General features: G+C 65.3%; 16 protein-coding genes and 2 pseudogenes. 10 read left to right on the plus strand and 8 right to left on the minus strand.

From position 1 onward, the window contains the following. Positions 1 to 345 precede the first annotated feature (345 nt). Entirely contained in the window at positions 346 to 579 is a 234-nt protein-coding gene (locus NP3_RS24780) for a hypothetical protein (protein WP_063043996.1), read from the minus strand. A gap of 394 nt (positions 580 to 973) precedes the next feature. Here NP3_RS24780 and NP3_RS24785 point away from each other — a divergent pair, with 394 nt between their 5' ends. From NP3_RS24785 to NP3_RS49260, 4 genes are all read left to right on the plus strand, one after another. After that, entirely contained in the window at positions 974 to 1,798 is an 825-nt protein-coding gene (locus NP3_RS24785) for a hypothetical protein (protein ID WP_063043997.1), read from the plus strand. Between the two features lie 36 nt (positions 1,799 to 1,834). Further along, entirely contained in the window at positions 1,835 to 4,480 is a 2,646-nt protein-coding gene (locus tag NP3_RS24790) for a hypothetical protein (protein ID WP_063044045.1), read from the plus strand. Between the two features lie 10 nt (positions 4,481 to 4,490). After that, the gene (locus NP3_RS24795) at positions 4,491 to 6,119 is read left to right on the plus strand and encodes a phospholipase D-like domain-containing protein (protein ID WP_084508923.1); all 1,629 of its coding nucleotides are present in this window, start codon (positions 4,491 to 4,493) and stop codon (positions 6,117 to 6,119) included. A 175-nt stretch (positions 6,120 to 6,294) separates the two neighbouring features. Then, complete coding sequence (locus NP3_RS49260; RefSeq protein ID WP_169814573.1) at positions 6,295 to 6,471, plus strand: hypothetical protein; 177 nt, start codon at positions 6,295 to 6,297, stop codon at positions 6,469 to 6,471. Here NP3_RS49260 and NP3_RS51900 read toward each other — a convergent pair. Continuing rightward, positions 6,394 to 6,660: pseudogene (locus NP3_RS51900) on the minus strand (SNIPE associated domain-containing protein); the annotation flags it as partial. The gene NP3_RS49260 and the pseudogene NP3_RS51900 overlap by 78 nt on opposite strands. Before the next feature lie 604 nt (positions 6,661 to 7,264). Beyond that, on the minus strand, positions 7,265 to 8,590 hold the full coding sequence (locus tag NP3_RS24810; RefSeq protein ID WP_084508927.1) for a lipase family protein: 1,326 nt from the start codon (positions 8,588 to 8,590) through the stop codon (positions 7,265 to 7,267). A gap of 453 nt (positions 8,591 to 9,043) precedes the next feature. Between NP3_RS24810 and NP3_RS24815 the strand changes: the two genes are divergently transcribed. Then, the gene (locus tag NP3_RS24815; protein WP_063044002.1) at positions 9,044 to 10,564 is read left to right on the plus strand and encodes an alpha/beta fold hydrolase; all 1,521 of its coding nucleotides are present in this window, start codon (positions 9,044 to 9,046) and stop codon (positions 10,562 to 10,564) included. A 341-nt stretch (positions 10,565 to 10,905) separates the two neighbouring features. Here the strand turns inward: NP3_RS24815 and NP3_RS24820 are convergent, their stop codons facing one another. The 3 genes from NP3_RS24820 to NP3_RS24830 all read right to left on the minus strand — a co-directional run bounded on the left by NP3_RS24820 (position 10,906) and on the right by NP3_RS24830 (position 14,324). Then, positions 10,906 to 12,177, minus strand: a complete 1,272-nt coding sequence (locus tag NP3_RS24820) for a cytochrome P450 family protein (protein WP_063044003.1) — start codon at positions 12,175 to 12,177, stop codon at positions 10,906 to 10,908. A 241-nt stretch (positions 12,178 to 12,418) separates the two neighbouring features. Next, entirely contained in the window at positions 12,419 to 13,591 is a 1,173-nt protein-coding gene (locus tag NP3_RS24825; protein ID WP_063044004.1) for an aminoglycoside phosphotransferase family protein, read from the minus strand. Between the two features lie 484 nt (positions 13,592 to 14,075). Next, positions 14,076 to 14,324: a hypothetical protein gene (locus tag NP3_RS24830; protein WP_063044005.1), complete on the minus strand. Its 249-nt coding sequence runs from the start codon at positions 14,322 to 14,324 to the stop codon at positions 14,076 to 14,078. Between NP3_RS24830 and NP3_RS51590 the strand changes: the two genes are divergently transcribed. Further along, positions 14,238 to 14,486, plus strand: a complete 249-nt coding sequence (locus tag NP3_RS51590) for a TraR/DksA C4-type zinc finger protein (protein WP_373864785.1) — start codon at positions 14,238 to 14,240, stop codon at positions 14,484 to 14,486. The genes NP3_RS24830 and NP3_RS51590 overlap by 87 nt on opposite strands. Before the next feature lie 85 nt (positions 14,487 to 14,571). Here NP3_RS51590 and NP3_RS24835 read toward each other — a convergent pair whose 3' ends face one another. Both NP3_RS24835 and NP3_RS50635 read right to left on the minus strand, forming a co-directional pair. Further along, the gene (locus tag NP3_RS24835) at positions 14,572 to 14,898 is read right to left on the minus strand and encodes a cupin domain-containing protein (protein ID WP_063044006.1); all 327 of its coding nucleotides are present in this window, start codon (positions 14,896 to 14,898) and stop codon (positions 14,572 to 14,574) included. A gap of 41 nt (positions 14,899 to 14,939) precedes the next feature. Further along, a pseudogene (locus tag NP3_RS50635) lies at positions 14,940 to 15,116 on the minus strand (cbb3-type cytochrome c oxidase subunit I); the annotation flags it as partial. A 95-nt stretch (positions 15,117 to 15,211) separates the two neighbouring features. Here NP3_RS50635 and NP3_RS24840 point away from each other — a divergent pair. The 4 genes from NP3_RS24840 (at position 15,212) to NP3_RS51595 (ending at position 16,437) form a co-directional block, all read left to right on the plus strand. After that, positions 15,212 to 15,493, plus strand: coding sequence for a universal stress protein (locus NP3_RS24840; RefSeq protein ID WP_245721096.1), 282 nt, complete (start codon positions 15,212 to 15,214; stop codon positions 15,491 to 15,493). A gap of 131 nt (positions 15,494 to 15,624) precedes the next feature. Beyond that, on the plus strand, positions 15,625 to 15,858 hold the full coding sequence (locus tag NP3_RS24845; protein WP_157124530.1) for a hypothetical protein: 234 nt from the start codon (positions 15,625 to 15,627) through the stop codon (positions 15,856 to 15,858). A gap of 174 nt (positions 15,859 to 16,032) precedes the next feature. Further along, positions 16,033 to 16,254: a hypothetical protein gene (locus NP3_RS48225; protein ID WP_157124531.1), complete on the plus strand. Its 222-nt coding sequence runs from the start codon at positions 16,033 to 16,035 to the stop codon at positions 16,252 to 16,254. A gap of 18 nt (positions 16,255 to 16,272) precedes the next feature. Then, positions 16,273 to 16,437, plus strand: a complete 165-nt coding sequence (locus NP3_RS51595; protein ID WP_084508931.1) for a GNAT family N-acetyltransferase — start codon at positions 16,273 to 16,275, stop codon at positions 16,435 to 16,437. Positions 16,438 to 16,495: the final 58 nt, after the last annotated feature.

A 16,495-nucleotide genomic window follows, 5' to 3' on the forward strand; every position in this document is an offset into this window, starting at 1 on the left:
TGAAGGATCCAGGCGTGCAGGCGCAGGCCGTGGTCAGGTTCCAGCCAGCGCTGCGGTATCACGGCCGACCGAAATCTCTCAGCCGAATTCCCTTCCACCGGTTTGGAATTGCGCGCCGCACCGATGTGCTGGCGGCACCGGCGCCGCGGGTGTGAGCGGGGCGGTCGAAACTGGGAATCGGGTTGCCGCCTCCGTCGCCTCCACCTCCCACCGGATGCGTCTCCACCGCTCCCTCCCATGGTTCCTGCGCCTGGTTGACCTGGTTGACCTGGTTGGCCCGGCATCCAGCCGACGAAGGGGAAGAACCCGGCTCCTGTATTGCAATCGCCACGGTGTTCACCGCAGTTAGTGCTTGGCTAGGCCCGTGAGGTGAAGAAGTTCCACGTGCGGTTCGACGCGCTGGGACGCCCAAGCCGGGGGAGACCACCGGCTGATCCGGAGCTTGGCCACCTCGAGCAATCCGGGCTGGTCGATAACCGCCCCCGCATTCGCTGCCACCGGCGCGATCAGCGCCTGTACCTGCCCAATGAACGCATCGTCCTCAGCATCGCTATCGTCATCGAACAGGGATTCGATCACCTATGCCCCCGAAGGTCGTCTCGCGCAAGAGGTTACCGATAGGCGCCGACACGTCGGCGCCTATCGTGCTGAGCACCCAGCGACGACGCATACCGGCCTGCCACCGCACCAAACGAACTGGGCGTGACGGTGCCTCGACACGGCGGCGGGGCGTTCGCGCCGCGAGCCGACATACGCCACGAACCATGATTCTGCCGACCGCCGTCACTGCGGCCGCCGTCGCCCTTGCGACGCTGGCGGGTCTCTCGGCGAGACGCCGAATCTTCAGATCGTCAGTCGCAAGGCAGCCGTGAAATCTTGGTGAAACGTTGGTGAGACGCCGCGGCCGAAGACTACTTGCACAAGGCGCGGATCCCCGAAGTGGGGATCGCTCCGAAAAGCAAGGAGTCAGCAGATGGGTGACAGTCTTTTCGCGGACGTCTCGTACTTCCAGGTTCCGGTCGACGACTCGTACCCGCACCGCATTCTGAGCTTCCGGTCGAACGACGGAACTTTCCGAGACCCGAATTTCGCGGCCAACTACGCGTGGGCGTCTCGGGCGGCGGACGAGGGCAGGCTGGCCTGTTTCATCGTCTACTTCTACTGGCGCCCGAATTGGCTGTACACCGCGAACACGCACCGGGACATGGTGATCCGCGCGGGCGGGCCGCATCCGCGGATGATCGCGATGATCGACGTGGAGTCGGGCGGAAATCCGGGCGGCGACCAGTCGGACGGGATCAACAGGGCCTATTGGCAATTGGCGGACTGGCTGGGCGACCGGCGCCGCGTCATCGGCTACGCCAACCGCGGCGACTTGTTCTCGATGTGGCCGCAGCGGCCCGACGGCCTGCGGGTGATCGGCGCGGGTTACGGCGCGAATCCCAACTTGCCAGGGCAGATAGCCCATCAGTACACGGACGGCCGGGGGTACGGCGGCGGCCTGCCCGAAGGGTGTGCGCCGTTTGGGAACTGCGACATGAACGCCGCAAACGGGCTGTCGCCGGAGGACTTCGCCGCACAGTGCGGCGTCGGAGTGGAGGAGGAATTCATGTCCGTGTTGAACGAGGCGGAGCAGCGTGAGCTGCTCGACAAGACGCGCGACATCTGGGTCCAGCTGCGCGGCCCGGAGGGCGCCGGCTGGAAACAGCTTGGCACCAACAGCGCAGGGCAGAATCTCACTCCGGTCGACGCGCTGGCCGAGGTGGTGGACGCCGTTCAGGAGCTGGAGAAGAAGTAACGACTGATCGGGCTCACGACACTCATGGAGGATCACATGAAGCACGACATTGAAACCGCCCCTGCCGCAACCTCTCCGGTTCTCGGTCATGCGGCGCGCAGCCTGTACAAGGCGACGCTGGTGCCGCTGGAGATCGAGACGCCGATGGTCGGCCAGGCGATCACCAAGCAGGGCTTCCTCAACCAGCTCGCATTGACCCCTGAGGAAATCGACAGTGCCGCAGGCATGGCCACAACGGCGCTGTCGCCGGGCGAAGGCGAGCCTGCCGCGCAGTTGCCGCGGCCGCTGTTGGCCGACTTCGCCCGGCGCGAGCCAGGGCTTGCCCCGGACGTCCATGCGCTCGCCGAGGTTCCGCTGGAGCGGTTGCGGGCGTTCGGACAGGCGGTGGTGTCGCTGCGGCGCGACCGCGTGCAACAGGACCCGTCCGGCGAGGCGAGCCGTGCGCTGCACCGCGCGCTGGTGGCGGTCAAAGGGCTGGAGGTCAACACGTCGGTCCCGAGGTTCGGGATGATGAACCTGGAGCGTCTGGAGATGTCGCCCGCGGGCATCGAGCGAGGCGAGCTGATTGCGACGATACCGCTTGCGCCGCAAGAAGAGACGGCCGTCACGCAGAAGGAGTGGTCGGTCACCCACAAGGAATTCACCTCGATCGTCACCGATTCGCTGGAAAATCTGAGCGAGACCGGGGTGACCGACAACACGGAACTGGCCCAGTCGACCACCTCGCAGCAGGAGCATGCGAACCAGTTCAACATCACCGGCACCGTGCAGGGCGGCATCCCGGTGATCTCCGGGTCGGTGACGTCGAGTTACGGCGGGCAGGGTAAGGAGTCGCAATCGGCCACCGAGAGCCGCAAGCACGCCACCGCCCTGACCCAGAAGGCCTCGACACGCTCCAAACAGGAGCACAAGGTCACCATCTCCACCACCACCGTGACCGGGACCGAGCAGACCACCACGCGGAAGCTGAAGAACCCCAGCTCAACCGCCCCCATCCGGATCGACTACTTCAGCATGATGCGCAAGTGGCAAGTGCGGCTGTACCGCTACGGTCTGCGGGCGACCTACGACATCGTGCTGCCCGAGCCTGCCGCGTCCCTGCGCGCCGCCTACACGGAGCTGGACTGGTTGAAGAAACAACAGGGCCCCTTCGTGTTCAATGTGCTCCACGACGACATCTCCGACGCACTGGTGGAAGTGGGCAAGGACTCGGCGGGGAATCCGATCTACAAGCCCAAATACGTACTGCTCGGCGAACAGTACGGAGTTTTCCTCCCCGCGCCCAAGAGCCCGACGGCCGAGCAGTTCGTCCAGGACAATTTCCGGGGAGCCGACGATGACGGCGACACGGGGTGGTTTTTCAAAGAGGTCCCGTTCAACCTCAACGATCCCGATTACGAGATCGACAACATCGCGCTGCAGGTGATGTTGGGCTATGTCGGCCATGACCGCCGGTTCTATGTGTACGGCACGGCGGGAAACCAGGACGTTCACGGCGACGACGTGGGCAAGACCTTCGACTTGAAGGATCTGTGGAATCCGGCGGCGCCGTTCATGCAGGGCGCCCGCGGCCCGCAGAAGTTCACCTTCTTCTACTCCGGATTCTCCCAGGGCCAAGCGTATTTCAAACTCAACCTGCGGCGGACCGAGGAGACGCACGACCGTTGGGTGGGCGATGTCTGGAATGCGCTGCACAACGCCGCGCAGGCCCGCTACTACGCCGCTCAGCAGGACATCGCGAACAGGATCACCGCGCTGGAAGACAAATTGAACGGCGTCGACACGCTCACGCTGCGCCGCGGCGAGAACGACGAAATCATGAAAGGGGTGCTGCGCTACCTGCTCGGCGGCAAGTTCCCGACCATGCCTGCCGACGTGGCCAAGGCGTTCGCCGACGCCAAGGTCGACCTGGCGCACGGCACCGCCTTCGACAGCGGAGTGGTCGGCCCCGACTCCGCGCTGTGGAGCGTCGTGCAGCAGTACGAGGACCGGGTGCGGTTCGTCAACCAGGCCATCGAGTGGGAGAACGTCACCACGTTCCTCTACTCGTACTTCTGGGATCTGCCCGAGAGCTGGCCGTTCATTCGCGACATCGAGCACCCGGACCCGAACAGGCAGGCGTTCCTGCGGGCGGGCAGCGCGCGAGTGGTATTGACCATTCGCAAGGGCTGGGAGACCCGCTGGGCCAACTTCGTCGAACGGGGCCTGATCGACGACCCGAATGATCCCGGCGACTCCGTGCACTGGTCCATAGCCCAGGAGATAGCCGCATACGACGACCGCAACTATCCCGGAATCGCGCCCGCCAATCCGGGTAAGAACGCCGCCAGGTTGCAGGACGCGGTGTTCGCCAACTGCTCGACCGTGATCGGTCCCAGCGCAGGCCCGGTCAGCATCCCGGTCGACACCAGCGCCGGGTTCGTCGTGGGCGCCAAGGTCGTGATCGACGTGGTCGACGGCCTCGACCACCGTCAGGAGGTCCAGACCGTCACCGCCGTTCCCGTTGACGGCAGACACATCGTGGTCGGCGCCCTCGACAAGGCACACACCGGAACGGCCGCCACGCCGTTCCCCATCGTGCAGCCGGGGGAGAAGGGCGAGTTGATCGCGGAGTGGAACGAGTACACCCCGTCCTCGGGCACCGACATCGCGGTGACGAGCGACCTGACCGAGATCGCGTGAGGAGGCTCGGATGGCGACACCCAAGGCAGCCCCGCCGCCTCCGCCGGTATTCACTTCCTGTTCCGGAGACGCGGCCGCGATGGCGGCGCTGCCGCGGCTGCGCCCGGATGTGGACGTGGCCCAGGACAAGCCCGGCGGCCACGTCGCACTCGCGGTGCGCGGCCGCACGCCCGCGTCGTGGTTTCCGAGAAGCCTTCCGCCCGCTCCCGGAAACGAGGTGATCGCGTACATCTACGGGACTTGCTTCTTCCGAGACCTGGCGGCCGCGTTGGAGACCGCGTCGACCGCGGACCACCGCGTCTACATTCTCGGCTGGAACTGCGAGCTGAAGACCGAACTGGTCGGCGGAAAGACCTTGCAGGACTACCTGGCGAGGCCCAAAGTTCAGGTCCGAGCCATGCTGTGGGACGGAGTGGTGGCGCGCATCACCGGGAACGTGTCGATCAGCGTCCCGGTGGACAACCCGGGCACGCACCATTTCCTCAACACGCTGCCGCACGGCGCATCCATTCTGGACGCGAAACACGCCCAACCGGCGACGCATCACCAGAAGCTCATCGTGGTGCAGGGCGAGCGCGGCCTGATCGCCTTTCTCGGCGGCATGGACATCGCTCACACCAGAAGCACCGTGAACGCCGATCTCGGTGAACCGTGGCACGACGTGCATCTGCGCGTCACCGGTCCCGCGGCGCGCGACTGCCTGAAGGTTTTCGAGGAACGGTGGTTGGACCATCCGGAACACGAGGTATTGGACCGCAAGCTGGGGGCGCCGGTGAGCCCGTCGTTCCCGCCGCCGACCCCGCGGCGGGCGCTGCCGAGCGTCACCATTCCGGACCGTGTGCCGCGTGCGCCCGGACGGTGGGCTGCCATCGGGCGGACGTATCCCAAGCCCGCGGCCTTCCCGACCTCGGCAGGCTATCGATTCGCACCGGACGGCGTCTATACCGCGTGGGATTTGATCCAACACGGCATCGCCACGGCGCAGCGCTTCATCTACCTCGAGGATCAGTACATGATCAGCCGCATGGCTCGAAAAGCGCTGCTGGACAAAGTCGGACAGCAAGATTTCGAGTTCCTGCTGATTCTCATGAACGGGTCGGGCGCCGCGAGCTCCGACTACAAGATGCTGATCGCCGAGCGCAACCGCTTCCGTGAGGATCTGCGAAAAGTCGACAGCACCGGAAAGAAGTGGGGGATGTACATTCTCAAGAAACCGCCCGACCGGGAGCGGCAAAAGTCGTGCGGGTCCTACGCCCACTCGAAGACGTGGATATTCGACGACGAGTACGCCGTCGTCGGCTCGGCCAACTGCGAGAACCGCGGATACACGCTCAATACGGAGATTGTGGCGGGAATCGCGGACGACGCGAACGTGCACGCCACCGGACACGGGTTCGCCAGAAGACTCCGGATCGGACTCTGGCACAAGCACTTGGGCGTGCCGCATGCCGACGTGTTCGACTGGCGGAAAGGTCTGCCGCTGTGGACCACCCCGCCCGGGAGCGCAATGGTCGAGAAAAGCGACGCGATGGAGCCCGAACCGGACCTCGGCGGCAGGTTTCTGCCGGACGCGAGCGAGATGCAGGCGTACGAAACGGCGTGGAATCGCCTGATAGACCCGGACGCACGCCTCCCGTGAGGGTGTCGACGGCGAGCCTGTGCCTCTCGATTGCGACTCGCGCACCCCGTTTGCGGGGTGCGCGAATCGCAGGCGGGAAGCATGTGTCGGCGTGTGCCCGCATCCAGGGATCGCAAACTGTCCGGTCTTTCGTTTCTGGGATTCTGTCCGGCCGGTTTGAGGCATTCTTGTAGTGGTGCTGGGGCCGGTGCGGGCGGATACGCTCGCGCAAGCTGCGGAGATGATCGGCGGTCATTTCCAGCTCGCGGCGGCGGAACTGATGATATTTGGGGGCCACGCGCAACTGCATCGTCTTGCCGAACCGCTCCAGCGTGAAAGCGATCTTGTCGAGGCGTTCCAGCGCGCAGGATAGCTTGTAGGGCTTGAGGCTTCGGACGAGGTTGTCGGCCTCGGCGTTGTACGCGCGCAGCATCAGCATCGAGTATTCGCGGATCATCTTGCGGCCATCGGTGACCGACCCCTCGACCACCCATGTTTTCAAGGCCTCGATCGCGCCGCCGTCGCGGCGCGCCATGTCCTTGATCTGACCTTGTAGTTGCATGAGCTCGTCACGGTAGGCGACTGAGTCGGACAGAGGGTGACGGTATTCGTAGATGCCGATCTCCTGAAGTACCGACTGTTCTCGAATGTTGATCACCTGCGTGCGCAGGCTGTCCAGCAGCGCCTGCTCGTCAGCGGCCTGCGCTGCGTACTGGTCCGCAGCTGTTGTAGTTCGGCGATCTCGAACCCTCCGGTACTCGCCAATTGCGCTCGTAGCCTTTGGTTTTCGGCGAGCGCGTCCGACAGCTCCTGCGACTGCTTCTTCGCGTGCGCACGGGCACCGAACAGCGGGACCTTCGAGGCCTGCCCACCGTTCCGCTGGGTCTGGTCGGTGATGTCGACTGGAAGCAGAACGCCGATTGTCTCCGCGCGACTGGCGATCAGGCACTACTGTCTCGCCATCAGTAGTACCCGGCGAAAACACCGGGGCGCTCGCGGGCTCGGTCGTTGATGTTGGTGCTAAAGCCGTCACCCTAGCGGCATCAAAGCAGACCTGAGTTTCGTCGCGGCCGGCTTGCCCGTAACCAGCTCCAGCTCATCCCGACCAGCTCTGATACCTGCCGCCGACGGCGGCGGGCATTGCACTCGGCCTGGTGGGCCGGCGCTTACTGCACCACACACCCCGAGGCTTTTGGGGTGCCGGCGAAGCGGTCGGCGAGGAAGTTCATGCCGCCGAAGGCTTCGCCTGCCGCGGCTCCGATGTGCGTCGGGAACAGCGAGTGGATCGCGGTGAGGGTGGCGCCCTGAGCGCAGTAGGCATCGACGAGGGCGGTGTAGCCGGCGACGGGGATCTTCTCGTCGGCGACGCTGTGGTACAGGTACAGCGGGGTGTCGGGGGTGGTACGGCCGAGTTCATTGGGCATGGCGGCGTTGCGGAAAGCGGGCTGCGCCAACAGATTCGGCACGGCGGCCAAGTCGTCGACGTGGATGTCGGAGTATTCCTGAGCCAGATCCGCCCCGCAGGAGGAGGTGTCTGCGGCGAGCAGCGCGCGGCGGCCCCGGTCGTTCAGCAAGTCGGCCAACCTGGAGTCGGGTTCATTGCGGGCCAGCCCGAGCAGAATCAGTATCGCCCCCACGGCACCGTCGGCGCGTTGTGCCACGGCCGGGATATCGGTGGGGATTCCGCCGGCGCTGGTGCCGACGAATCGCACGTCTGGTGCATATTCCTGACGCAACTGCGTGGCCCACAGCGTGGCGAAGGCTCCACTCGAGTATCCCCAGGCGCCGATCGGGCTCGAGGCATCGATGCCGGCTGGCGGGAACGACAGTGCGGCCCGGATTCCGTCCAGGACTCCACGCCCGGATGTCACGCCGTCGAAGAGCCGGGACTGCGGCCCTTCGTAATCGCTGACCACGACGGCCCATCCCCGCAGCAATGCGTCCGCGATGAACGGCGCATCCTGCATGGCGCTCGCCATGTTGCTGTCGCTTCCGCCGCGCAGCGTGGCCGACGGCGCGCACCGGGTGTCCAGACTGTTCTCGGGTACCTGGTACGACAACACCGGCCGTGGCCCGTTCCAGGGCACCGGCGGCACCAGCACCGTGGTCACATCCAGCTGCGGATGCTCTTCGGAATCGGTTGTGCGATAACGCAATTGCCACGCCGCCACAGGTATCGGCAGACCGAGCAGTGGGATCGTCCGGGCCCCGAGCACCGCGCCGTTCGGATGTGACGCGAGATCGGGGGGTGCGGCATAGAAGGGATCGTCACCAGGAGACAGCACCGCGGCTCGCGCGACCGGCATAGACAACGCTGCCGCCAGCATGATCATGGCGAGCGTGAGGGGCGCAAACCATCGCAGACCGATCCGCCACCACATCACTGGTTGCCAGGGCGCGCCGTCGACCGGCAGACCAGGCGCACCGGTAGCTGAACACGTTGCGCGGCAGGCATTTTCCCGATACGTCGACAACAGATGCCCGGATTCCATCACGCCTCCCGCGTCCAACTATCCGACGCGCAGGCACTCTGTGCCCGCACCAACCGGTCACTCCACTGAGGGTTTGGATCACGGTAGCATAACGATTTCATATCTACAGTTATAAAGTTTTCAACAAATGTTGCGGCCGCCCAGAAAGCAGAAAAAAAGCTCTCCCGGACATAGCCGATACGGGTGTTTGCTCACGATATGGCGGGCAATTGCTTGGCATTCGACGCTATCGCAACCAGTCTGTGATTTGTGCACGTCGGCGCGCCTCGCAAAATCTGATGTCGGAGGCACAACATCGATCTGACCGGGGAAAGCATGGGTGAGGCTCGGGGAAATCGCTGCCTCGCCGAGCCGGTTTCAGCAAACGCCAGTATGGTGCTCGTTCGAGACCCCGAAAATGGCTGTGCGGCGGAATCAGGGATGCGTACACGGAGGTCGTGGGCAGGAGATGCGATGCCGATAACATGGATTCGATGGCTCGTTGTCGGGGTCATATCGGCAGCTGCATTCGCCACCTTGCCCGTGGGACCGGCGAGCGCCGATCCGGTCGATGACATCCCGGGTGGGCTGGAGTCGTTCTATCACCAGCAGCTGGACTGGAAGCCGTGTAACGACGCGGCGCTCGACAGCGCGGGGGCTCAGTGCGCGGGCGTTGTCGTACCGCTCGACTACAACCGACCGGAATCGCGCACGCTGACCGTAGCGATCTCGCGTATCCCGGCCACCGACCCTGAACTCAGACGCGGGATCATGCTGTCCAACCCCGGCGGTCCCGGCGGTCCGGGCCTGAGCATGATCGCCGACCTCCGGGATCGGCTGACACCGGATGTCCGTGCCCGGTACGACCTGATCGGCATGGACCCGCGTGGTATCGGCCGATCGGACCGAATGAGTTGTGCGCTGCCGCTGCCCACCATGTTGTTCTCGGCCGGCTTCGACGCCTTCGGCTATGCGCGCGACGCCACCCTGGCCGCCGCGCTCGCGGCTTCCTGCGTGGCACCCGACCCCGAGAAGGCTCGGTCCATCACCACCCGCAATACCGCCCGCGACATGGATGTCATCCGAAGTGCATTCGGTGAACACGAGCTCAACTATTACGGCGACTCCTACGGCACCTACCTGGGCGCGGTGTACACGCAGATGTTCCCTGGGCACGTTGACCGGATCGTGCTGGACAGCGCCATCGACCCGGATCGCTACTGGATCGGCACGTACCAGGACATGGGTGCGGTAAACGAGGCCGGGCTCGACGACTGGGCGATCTGGGCGGCCCGCCACGATGCCGACTACCACTTCGGTACCAGCGGACCGCAGGTCCGAGCCTTTGTCGAGGACATGATCCGACGTGCCGCCACCCATCCGGTCATCGGCAACGGCTATCTCATCGACGAGCACACCGTTCCGATGATGCTGCTGTCGCTGTTGTCGAATCCGAAGAAGAACACCAACCTCGCCGAGCTCGTGCGGACCGTATCCGACGCAGTGTCCGGGCTGCCCATCGACATGGAGCAGCTGAAAGCGAAGATCAACGGTCCCGTTCCGCTAGATGCCTCGGGCATGGCCGCGGTCCTGTGCGGCGACAAGGCCGCACCCCGAGATCTGGCCTGGTATCGCCGCAATATCGAAAGCGTCCGGGCGACCCAACCGGTGTTCGGTGCGTTCGCCAACAACATCACCGCCTGCGCGTTCTGGCCGGACCCGGTCGAGCCCCCCACCGCCGTGCACAACTCGACACCAGCCCTGATCCTGCAGGCGACCCGCGACACCCGCACCGCCTACCAGCAAGGCCTTGGGCTGCACCAGGACCTGACAGCGTCACGAATGATCACACTGGCAGACACCCGCGTTCACGGCGTCCTCGGCTCCGACCTGAGCCACTGCGTGAACGACGTCGTCAACACCTACTTCCGTGACGGCACCCTTCCCGATACCGACCTCACCTGCCAACGCGACTCCAACCATCTTCCCGACTGATCGCCCGCAGCGCCGAGCGGCGCGATCCACTCGACGGGCCGCGGTGAACTGATCATCGCCGTCGAACCCGAGCGCCTGACCCGCATCCCAGGTGAGGTGTTTGAGCGCCGAACGATCCGACACGCGACCGTGATCGTCGATAGTGCCTGCCGCGCAATATAGTTCACCGATCGGGGTCGCTTCGACGACGCCTGGGAAAGCGAACGGGATCTGATGCCCCTCACGCCGGCCGAGCATGCCGCGGCGTGGGCCTGTCGGGAACACCTCGTCAAAACCCGAGCGTGCTACCGGACAGCTCGGTCCGGAAAGCGGTAAGGACTCGTTTCGCGGTTATCCCATTGTCAGTGTGGGGACTGATCGTGGTATTTCAATGGAGCGGTGGGTGGGAAGGTGACTGGCAGTTCGGTCAGCGCCCGGTGGAAGGGGCCTGGTCGCCAGTTGGGTGCCTGACCCGCCAGGTCGAGTTGGATCTCCGGCAGTGCGTCGAGAAGTTGGTCGATGGCCTCTTGCGCGATCAGGTAGGCCAGGGGACGCGCGGGGCAGGCGTGCGGGCCCAGCCCCCAGGCAAGGTGGGAGCGGTTGCCGGTCAGATCACCGGTGCGGATCGCGGGGTCGTTGTTACAGGCGGCCATGCTGATGACGACGGGCTGGTGGGCGGGCAGCCACACGTCGTCGATCAGGATCGGGTGGCGGGGGTAGGTGATCAGCAGGTTCGCCAGTGGCGGGTCGTTGAACAAGACCTCGTCGAGCGCATCGCGGGAGGACAGGTTGCCGCCGAGGAAGCTTTCGCCGAAGCGCTCGTCGGTGAGGATCAGCAGCAGGGTGTTCGCGATCAGGTTGAGCTCGAATTCGATTCCGGTGCCATAGACCTGTGATACGTGGTGCGAGGCCTCGATGTCGTCCAGTTGTGCGGGGTGCTGGAGCAGCACCGAGGTGATGTCGCGTTGGGGCTCGGCACGTTTGAGTGCCACGAGACTCATCAGCGCCTCGCCGAGCATTTGGTTGCCCTTCTCGGCGTCGACGCCCTCGAGTAGCGCGGCCGTACCGGCGGCCACCTGCCCGCCGATCTCCGGCGGGCAGCCGAGCAGGTAGTTCACCACTTGGAATACCAGCGGGAACACGTACTGGCGGATCAGGTCGGCGGACCCGTCCTGGCAGAAGGAGTTGATCAGCGGGAATGCGAGCTGCTCCACGACCGCGTGCAGGGCATACAGGTCGATCTCGTCGATGCTGGCGGTAATCGCCCCTCGGTAGCGGGTGAACTCGGTCCCGGTGCTGCGACTGGCCATGGGCCGCCACTCCAGGAGAGGAAGAATCGGACAGTCCGCGGGAACACTCTGCTGCCAGGCCCGTGGGTCGGCAGGGAAGTGTTCGGGATCATTGAGGATCCGGACCGCGGTGCCGTAGCCGATCACCAAGGTGGCCGGTACGCCGGGTGCCAACTCGACCGGCGCCAAAGATCCGTAGCGCCTGCGCATTTCGCTATAGGCGTGATGTGGATCGGCGGCGAATTCGGGGGAGTACATGGGCACCCCCGGGTCGTCGGAATCGGTCGGCGAGCCGTGGACGACTGGGCACGACTGTGCCGGAGCCTGGGATTGCGGCGAACTCAAGGGCAAACTCCAAACGGATTCGTATGCGCTACTTGACTGCTGAAGTACTTGCTCCCTGCCCAGACACTGCACTGCAGCGAGTTATCGGGTCTGCGCCGGAGCCGGTCGATGGTATAGCGCCCATGGACGGCAATCATCAACACGTACGAAAATCGACCTCGCAGTGTGCTTTTCGCTCCGATACACGGCCGGGCCTCCACCCGGCCGCGACGCCACCTGATCGGGTGGAGGCAACTCGGTGTCAGACGCCGAGGGCCTGCAACGAATCGTGATCACCGATGGCCGTGGTGATGCGCTTCAAAAGCGTCAAGCAGGTCTCCACAGGCTGCATCTCGGGTTGATAGGCCGCCCTGCCGATGGTGAACGCCCAGGCCGCGTACGCGAACATGGACTGCTGCCGGTAGGCCAGCCATGCGTCGTCGAAGGATGGCGCCTGGCCGCCGAGCGGTCCGAGTTCGTCCAGGTAGGCCGCCAACAGTTCCCGGTCCCAGGCACGCCGGTCCTCGGGCTCGCATCCGGAGTTGACGGTGTAGGCGAAGTCGTGCGCCCAGCCGCCCCGCATCACGACCTGCCAGTCGACGAATCCCATTCGCCCCGTGCCGGTTCGGTATGTCTGTCCGATGTGCGGGTCGCCGTGCAGCAGGGTCTGGGGCAGCTCGTTGGTCGCCTTGTCGATCGCTCGCTCGACACCGGCCCACAGTCGTTCGCTCTGGCCGTGCAGAACCTCGGGTATCACCTGCGCGGCCCGACGCAGACCGACCTCGCAACGTTTTTTCATGTCGATGGCGGCAAGGTATGCCTGGAGTGCCTCGCTAGTGGTCTTGAGGTCGGTGATCGACGGATGGTTCCAGAAGGTGCGGTGCAGCCGAGCGAGATTGCGCACCAGATCTTCGATTTGGTCACGGGCGATCGGGGTGGTCGGCTCGATGAACTGCGCACCACGGGTCGAGACGATGTCTTCCATCAGGGCGATCGATCGCCAGGACGCCGAATCGGCTGCGCCCCAGTAGCCGAGCGGCGCTTCGATGTCGGCCCGGGGGCGAAAATCCCTGAAGAACCGGGTTTCGCCGTCGATCATCTTCCCGCCACCGAGCAGGATGCGTTGGGAGAAGGCCGTCGTGGTCTTCGCGAAGAGATCGGTCGGCAAGCTCGCCTGCTTGCCCGCCTCGTTGTACTCGACACGAATCGCGACACGAGTGGATGTTCCGCGGCTGCCGTTCGAGGTTTCGAACGACAGCACCTCGGCATCGGGGACATCGCGGCACAGGACGGCCGTCAGCCACTGCGGGGTCAGCGTCTCACCGGACACCGGGACGTCCTCGATGTCACGGGCTTTCGGCCGAAACAACTTCTCACCGAGAATGTGAGTGCCGACCGTGACAGACCGTCCGAGCAACCAGAGCTTGTGGTTCATTCGCTTGCCTCGATTCCGGAGTACGACATGACCGCCCGAGCAGCTGGATCACCAGCACACGGGTCCGCAGGACAGTAACCCAGATCCTCGAAATGGTTGTAGTGCAACATGATTGCCGCGAGGCGCGGCGGGCTCGATTTCCGGGCCGGCGCGGCCCACCCAGTCGAGTTCGGTCACCACGGGCCACGGGGGTTCCTGACCCCAGCCCGACCCGCAAGTGAATTCCCGAAGCCGTACCCAGGGCACAGAGCCCGATCTCACCAGTACGCGATGACCGGTGCGTTCCGCCTGTGCACGGCTGGTATCGGCGGCGGTGCGTCACTAGTCGATCGGCGACTGAAATAGCCTCTGGCGTAGCCATCTCCGAGGGTTCGATGCGTCGGACGCAGATGATGATGGCGGATGCTGTGTGTCGACGCCGAGCCCGGCGAGTACCCTGTCGTCGGCGCTGTGATGACCCACACCCCAACGCCTTTCCGACCGCCTACCGGCGCTGCGAGCCAGACTGAACCAGCAACGCCGCTTTCGCGTGCAGCAACTGGCCGAACTCGAAGCCGAGATCGATCGCGCCGCCGAGCCCACCGACGCGGCTGATACCGCCAGGCATGAGGTCGCCAAAAAACTGGCTGCGGCCGCGCGACACGCGTTGGCCGACATCGATGAAACCTTCACCCTCATCACCGCAGGCTGTTATGGCCGCTGCCGCGGCTGTCACACCGAGATCCCGATCCACCTACTGCAAGCCATTCCCACTACGCAATGGTGCCTGGATTGCCGACGGCATCTGCCCGCCGTAAACGGTTCTCGCCCGCGGCACGGACAGTTACCTCGAACGGCTTCCCGAGCAGCTCGAGGTGACCTTTCGGCGCGACAGGAAACCCTCGCGCTTGCGTGAGCGTGCCCGGCGGCGACGACAGCCCCACATCGGGCTCCCGCAGCGCCCCGATACCGCTCGTCCAGCTGGCCGGGCCGGTGGGCGGCTACTTCGCGACCGTCAGCAGCACCGCGCTGTCTTCGACAGCTTCGAGGCCATGCCGGGCCTGTGGCACGACGAGCAGATCACCGCTGCGGCCCTCCCACACGGCCTGCGGGCCGTGCAACCGGACCCGGCCGCGCAGCACGATCACCGTTGCCTCGCCTGGGTTTTCGTGCTCGGCGGTCGATGTGCCCGCCGCCATCGCGATCACGGTCTGCCGCAGCCGATGCTCATGCCCGCCGTATACCGTGGTGGCGCTGCGCCGCGCCGATAACGACCTGGCACGCTCCAACTGCTCGCGAGCCGTCGCATCCAACGAGAACTTCTCCATCGACCCATCCTTTCCACATCAAGCAGTCGATCACCAGTGACACCGAACAGGAAGGTAGTGATGAATCCCGGCCCCCACAGCATGGGTGTTTCGAAGGTCAGTTGTCCTTCCACACGGTGCCGATCCAGTTGAAGAACTTTCACCCCGGTCGGCACCGCGATCAGAAATGACATCAGCGAGAAGAACGGGAGCAACACGGCACCGGATGCGCGCCGGTGCCGCCTTCGTCCACTGCACCATCGCCCTGCGCACCCTCGACGCCCACTCCCGCGCCCGACATCCACGCCGGGCGGCGGGCGCTGAGATGACACTGATGGCCGAGCTAACCCAGCCACGCCGCGAGCAGCGCGAAGACACCCGCATCCCGGTGATCGTCGTCGGGTTCGATGCCTCCCCGTCCGCCGAGCACGCCCTCGCCTACGCCGTCGGAGTCGCGTGCCGCCTACACGCCACCCTGCACGTCATCCACGTCAACGAACTCACCGCGACCGCCTCGATATCCGCTGTGGCTACCGTCGGCGTGACACCGTCGCCGCACTCGCCACCGCCGACGCTCACGCCGCGGCCGCAGAGATCCTCGACGGCCTCGCTCTGACGTGGACCTTCACCAGCCGTAGAGACCCCGGCGTCGAGCTGGCCCGCCTCGCCGCCGAGCACGGCGCCGACATCGTGGTCGTCGGCCAGTCCACCCGGTGGTGGCATCGCCTGGCCGGATCGGGGCCGGCGGTGAACGCTCGCTGCGACCGGCGCGGCAGCCACACCAGCGCCCTCCGGAGTGAGGTCGTGCTCCCCGGCTTCGGTGGTCAGCGTGCCCGCACCTGCCAGCACGTGCATCAGCACATCCACATCCGGGCCGGGACGGGCATCGATCCGGCCGCCGGGGCGAGCTTGGAATCCAGATCCGCCGCCGCATCGGCGGCGTCCACACCCGCCCGCGCGATGGGACCGTCACCGCGGTGATCGCATCCGGTTTCATCTCCCTACCGGCTGCTCACGACAACCCGGCATATGAGCGACACTGGAACCACGGACAGCCACAGCCGGATGTTCGGCAGGCCCCGGACCACCATCCCGTCTTGCGGCAGCTCAGGCGCCGGGCTTCTGTCCAGCGATGGGGCCGCGAAGGAGAGTGCCATGTGCACCCGCACCTACCTCGTCCGTCTCGATCCATACCTGCTCGGCGAAAGCGCGATGCCGCGCGGGGTGCGTACAGAGTTCTTCGACTGGCTCGCCACCACCGACGCTGAAGTCGTCCAACTATGCGGCGCCGACCGTGTCGTCATCTCCTCTCCACAAGATCTCATCGACCAAATCAGCGGCCTCGAGTACGTCCTGGACGTCGAACCACACGAGTAGCCAGCACCCACTCGGAGAATGTCAGCAGTGTGGGGCACCTATGGTGACTCATTCCACCGCGGCCGAGGTGTGGCCGATTGCTTGTGCGCAGAGCTGTATGAGTGGGCCGCCGCCGAAGCCGGTGTCGACTGGCTCGGATTGCATGTCCGCGATTCCAACACCCGAGCGATCCAGCTGGCGTGACCGGTGGTGGACATCCGGTGGCGCCCTGCCGGTTCGTCCGTGCGCGCGGGATCGGTTG

Origin of the sequence: Nocardia pseudovaccinii NBRC 100343, assembly GCF_001613225.1 — a bacterium.
Taxonomy (GTDB): Bacteria; Actinomycetota; Actinomycetes; order Mycobacteriales; family Mycobacteriaceae; genus Nocardia; species Nocardia pseudovaccinii.